The following is a 5401-nucleotide window of genomic DNA, read 5'->3' on the forward strand; positions in this document are numbered from 1 at the left end:
CGACAGTCATGACCGCGCCGGCGCGGAGCACCCTGCGACGCGAGAGCGCACCGGCGATGACGTCACCGACGTACTCGTTGTCGCTGGTGTTCGGCACCTCGTGGAAGCACGCGTCGCCGCAGCGATAGCGACAGGTCAGGGCGGAACGTCCGCCAGGATGCGAATTGATCAGCGTCAGCAGTCTGCGCACGTCGAACTCCGTATCGGTTCCCACCGGCGCGGCTGCGCCGACATGATGCCGGAAATATTCGAGCCGAAGCTACGGGTACAGCCCCCCTCCCAGAGAGACGGCGCGTGAACGGGCCGTGAATCCCGGACCGAGTCGGCAGAGGAGCGACGATGAACGCCGGGACGAAGGGTCGACGTCGCCGCTGACCACGGGTCCGGGGTCCACATCATGCGTCTTCGCTCCTCCTGGTCCACCTCGGGCTCGGGCCGTGGGGCGCGGGGCACCACCGACAGCGTCGACTCCGCCTCGCTGCGCATGAGCCCGGCAGGACCGCGGTGTAGGTGTCGGAGATAATCTGGCGCGCCCGTCGGTGGGTGCCCTGCGGCAGTCTTGCCACAGTCGCGCGTGTATGCGGCCAGGCCGAGATACGCCTCCGTCTTGCCACCACAGGTGGGGTGAACAGACAGAGGCGCGGCACCGCCCGTCCCGCCGCACACTTGGTAGTGGGCGCCGAAGGCCGTGGCCGTTCCCGCGGGAGGGTCAGCGCTCCTGCGGATGGCACCGGCCGAGAGCGGAGGTTGCTGAGGGTGACTGGCGAGCGAGTCCTATGGCGGAACTGGGCGGGAAACGTCACCGCACGGCCGGTCCGGGTCGCCGAACCGTCATCCGCCGGGGAGCTGGCGCGGATCGTGGCGGCCGCGGCCGAGGACGGCCTCACGGTCAAGCCGGTCGGCACCGGCCACTCCTTCTCCGCGACCGCGACGACTGACGGGGTACTGATCCGCCCCGGCAGGCTCACCGGCATCGTGGCGGTCGATCACACGGCAGGAGCCGTCACCGTTGCCATGGGCATGACGCTGAGCCGGCTCAATGCGGACCTTGCCGCCGAAGGCCTGTCACTGGCCAACATGAGCGACATCATGGAGCAGACCGCCGCAGGTGCGGTCAGCACCGGCACGCACGGCACCGGCCGCGATTCGGCGTCGCTCTCCGCGCAGATCACCGCACTCCAGCTCGTCACGGGCGACGGTTCCCTGCTCACCTGCTCGAAATCAGAGCACCCGGAGGTCTTCGCCGCCGCCCGGGTCGGGCTCGGCGCCCTCGGCGTGATCACCTCAGTCACCTTCGCAGCGGAACCGCTCTTCCTGCTGACCGCGCGGGAGGAGCCGATGCCCTTCGACCGCGTGACCGCGGAGTTCGACAAGCTGGCCGCCGACAACGAGCATTTCGAATTCTACTGGTTCCCCCACACCGGCAACTGCAACACCAAGCGCAACAACCGCAGTGCCGGCCCTCGCGCGCCTGTCAGCGGGATCAGCCGCTGGGTCGAGGACGAGCTGCTCTCCAACGGCATGTTCCAGCTGGTCTGCACGTTCGGTAAGGCCGTGCCCGCCGCCATCCCCGGCATCGCCAGGCTCTCCAGTCGTGTCCTGTCGGCGCGTACGTACACCGACATCCCCTACAGGGTCCTCACCAGCCCGAGACGCGTGCGCTTCGTCGAAATGGAGTACGCGGTGCCGCGCGAGGCGGCCGTCGACGCGCTGTGCGAGGTCAGGGCGATGATCGAACGGTCCTCCCTGCGGATCGGCTTTCCAGTGGAGGTGCGGACCGCGCCCGCCGACGACATCCCGCTCTCCATGGCGAGCGGCCGCGACACGGCATACATCGCGGTGCACATGTACCGGGGGGCGCCGTACCGGACGTACTTCACCACCGTTGAGCGGATCATGACGGCCCATGGCGGACGGCCGCACTGGGGAAAGCTGCACAGCCGCGGCGCCGAGTACCTGGCCGGCGTCTATCCGCGATTCGGAGAGTTCACGGCGCTGCGCGACCGGCTCGACCCGCAGCGGGTGTTCGGCAATCCCTATCTGCGGCGGGTCCTGGGCGACTGATACAGCACTCGGAGCCAGTTTCGCTGCCATGCGTACAGCTGTCGAATGGTGGGAGCATGGTGACCATCGGTGCACCGAGCGAGGTGGGTTCGTATGCGGAGCGCGGACGACTTCCACTTCTCCTTCGGCGACAGTACGGCTGGGGCCTTGGTGGATGGCGCCGGCACGATTGTGGCCTGGACGGCGGAGGCGGAGGCGCTTCTGCAGCGCACGGCGCATGAGGTCTGCGGCCGGCCGGTACGAACCTTGCTGGCAGACCCGGGTCAATGGCCCGAGGTGGTGGCGCAGCGGACCGGGCCGGCGTGGGAGGGCCGGGCGGTACTGCGGGCGGGCTCCGGGCAGGAGCACGTGAGTGTGGCGTTCCGGGTACTTCCATTGAACGATGAACGGACTACCGGGAGGAAGGCGCATTACCTCGTGCTGGCTGCCCCGTCCGCTCGCGTCTCCGAGTGGCGGCAGGATCGTGCCTTCACCACGGAGCTCTTTCTCCAGGACGCCGTCGGACTGGCCGTTTTCGACGAAAGCCTGCGGCTGTCGCGGACCAACAGCCACCTTCTGCCGTACACCGGAGTGCCGACGGACCTCACCGGCTACCGGCTCACGGATTTCCTGCGTGCCGAGGAGGCTGCGGTCATCGAGGACCAATTCAGGGAGGTGATGCGGACAGGGAAACCGCTGGTCAGTGAAGAGCATCACCTGCGGACCGTCATCGACCCCCGGGGCGGGCGGGTGCTGTCGGTCTCGGCGTTCCGGTTGCAGGAGTCGGACGGCAGCCTCCTCGGCGTCACGGGCATCTTCACCGACATCACGGACCACTACCGGGCCCGCCGACGTCTGGGGCTGGTACACGGCGCCACCGCGGCCCTCGGCCGCTCCTTGTCCATGACGCGGACCAGTGAGGAGCTGGTCGGTGTGCTGGTGCCGGAATGGGCCGACGGGGCCGTCGTCGAAGTCGCCGAACCGGTGTTCAGCGGGGAGGAACCCACTGCCGTCCATCATCGGCAACCGGCCCTGCGCCGTACTGCGGTGGCCCCTGCGGAGGCCGAGCTGCCGCCGGTCGGCACGGATCTGGGCTGGGACACCGGCGTGGCAGTGCCCGGCCAGGAAGCCGCTCAGGAGGACACCGAGCGTGCCCGGGAACTGGGGCAGAGCGACACCCCGACCCTGGCAAGGCCGGCTCCGGCGGTCGGCACCGCGATGAGCGCGCCGCTGCACGCCAGAGGCGTCCTGCTCGGCAGAGTCGCGGTATGGCGCGGCCCGGACAGCATGGAATTCAACGAAGACGACGTGAGCCTTCTGGAGCAGATCGCCGCCCGTGCGGCGCTCGCCCTGGACAACGCCCGCCGCTACACCCATGAGCACCGGGCAGCCGTGAGTCTCCAGCGCAGCCTCCTGCCGCCGACGGTGAGCGACAACCTGGCGGTGGAGACGGGCAGCGTCTATCTGCCGACCGATGCCGCGAGCGGGGTGGGCGGGGACTGGTTCGACGTCATCCAGCTGGCGTCCGCACGCGTCGCTCTCGTCGTCGGAGACGTCGTCGGCCACGGTCTGAGAGCCACGGCCATGATGGGCCGGTTGAGAACCGCGGTACGGACTCTCGCCGATCTCGAAATGGAACCGGACGAGCTGCTCACCCATCTCGACGACCTCGTCTCACAGCTCACGGTCGAGGCCGAGAGCGGAGACCTGGACGACGAGGAGACGGGGACCCGCGGCGTGCGAGACGCCATCGGCGCGACCTGTCTGTACGCCGTCTACGATCCGGTGACCCGGAACTGTGTGATGGCCAGCGCGGGACATCCGCCACCCGCCGTCGTCCGTCCCGACGGCACCGCCACGTATGTGGAGCTGAATCCTGGCCCGCCCTTGGGCGTGGGCGGCCTGCCGTTCGAGCCGGCCGAGATGGAACTGGCGCAGGGCAGCATCCTGGCGCTCTACACCGACGGACTGGTGGAGCGCGGTGCCGGGGACGTCGACGAGGGGATGCAGGAGCTGTGCGCGCGGCTGGTCCGCTCGGACGCCCTCAACCGCCCCCTCAGGGACGTCGGCCGAGATGTCGTCGAAGGGTTGCCACCGGGCCGGCTGCCGGACGACGTCACGCTGCTGCTGGCCCGGACACGAGTGGTTCCGCGGCAGGACTTGGCGACGTGGTCGCTGGCAGCAGACCCCGAAGTCGTCTCCGATGCCCGCGAATTGGTGACGCAGCAACTGGCGGCATGGGACCTCGAAGAGATCGTGTTCACGACCAAACTGATCGTGAGCGAGCTGGTCACCAACGCCATCCGCCACGCCGGCGGACCTGTCGAGCTCCGGCTCATCCGGACCGGAACCCTGACGTGCGAGGTGTCCGATCCGAGCAGCACGCAGCCCCGGATGCGCCGGGCCGCCGTCACCGAGGAGGGAGGGCGCGGCCTTTACCTGGTCGCGCAGCTCACCGACCGGTGGGGCAGCCGCTATACGCGGCAGGGCAAGACCATCTGGGCCGAACAGCTCCTGCCCAAGCCGGATCAGGCCACCGGGTCCGCCTGGCCGTGACGCGTGAGACGCGACGGGGGGCACCGTGCCTGACGCCGGTGGGTCAGATCTTGATGACGGTTACGTGCTGCCCGCAGAGTGCGGGAGGCCTTCGGGGTGCGTGGTGAGGACGGTGGCGGGAACACCTTGCGCGGTGTCGTCACCTGGAGCGCGGTGGCCCGGATGCACGAGCCCGGAGCCGTCGCCGGAGTCCCGGCCGGGCCCGCCATGGCCGTGAGTAGCAGGCCCCCTTCGACGCACCAGCGGCCCGTGTAGCGGGCCTTGACGCCGCCGTCCTCAGGCCGCAGCCGCGCCGGGTGCGGCGATGTGCGGTCCGGACGGACCTCGGCCGTCAGCAGGCCACCGGTGGTGAAGGCGACCGCGACGGCGCCCGTGCCGATCCGCCGGCGGGCGGCCGGGTACCAAGCTTTGCAGACGGCTTCTTTGGCGCTGAACAGCAGCCGGTCCCCCGCAAGTCCGGGGCGCTCCCCGGCGAGCCGGTCCACCATCCGCCGCTCGCGCGTGCTGCACGGCTCCGATCCCGCGCGGCGGGCGCTGTCCACTCGACGCACAGAACCCTTCAGCACCGCCCGGCCGAGGAGGATCCGGCAGTGACGGCCACCTTGCCCGCCTGCGAAGGCCCGCCGTTCCGTCAACCGTGAGGGTGGTGCTGCCGGAAGCGGCTGCCGGGGCGACGGCATCCATGCATGATGGCCCGCATGTCCGAGTACCAGATCTCCTGCCCGGCCCGAGTGCTCTACCTCGAGGCCGAGATCGCCGAGCTGGAAGCCATCGTCGACGGAGCGTTCGAGGTCGCCGCCGC

4 protein-coding genes are annotated in these 5401 nt (G+C 69.8%); 2 read left to right on the plus strand and 2 right to left on the minus strand.

The annotated features are described in order from the left end of the window. The coding region (locus tag ACRDP3_RS05630; RefSeq protein WP_431515701.1) for a hypothetical protein at nt 1-190 on the minus strand (190 nt) is incomplete at its 3' end. Between the two features lie 566 nt (nt 191-756). On the opposite strand from ACRDP3_RS05630, the gene ACRDP3_RS05635 reads away from it, so the two are divergent. Both ACRDP3_RS05635 and ACRDP3_RS05640 read left to right on the plus strand, forming a co-directional pair. Then, a complete protein-coding gene (locus ACRDP3_RS05635) occupies nt 757-2064 on the plus strand; it encodes a D-arabinono-1,4-lactone oxidase (RefSeq protein WP_431515702.1) in 1308 nt (435 codons plus the stop codon). Between the two features lie 417 nt (nt 2065-2481). Further along, the gene (locus tag ACRDP3_RS05640; protein ID WP_431515703.1) at nt 2482-4599 is read left to right on the plus strand and encodes a SpoIIE family protein phosphatase; all 2118 of its coding nucleotides are present in this window, start codon (nt 2482-2484) and stop codon (nt 4597-4599) included. On the opposite strand, the gene ACRDP3_RS05645 is transcribed toward ACRDP3_RS05640, so the two are convergent. Continuing rightward, on the minus strand, nt 4572-5141 hold the full coding sequence (locus tag ACRDP3_RS05645) for a 4'-phosphopantetheinyl transferase superfamily protein (protein WP_431515704.1): 570 nt from the start codon (nt 5139-5141) through the stop codon (nt 4572-4574). The genes ACRDP3_RS05640 and ACRDP3_RS05645 overlap by 28 nt on opposite strands. Nucleotides 5142-5401 lie beyond the last annotated feature (260 nt).

This window comes from Streptomyces sp. (assembly GCF_050698815.1).
Lineage (GTDB): Bacteria > Actinomycetota > Actinomycetes > Streptomycetales > Streptomycetaceae > Streptomyces.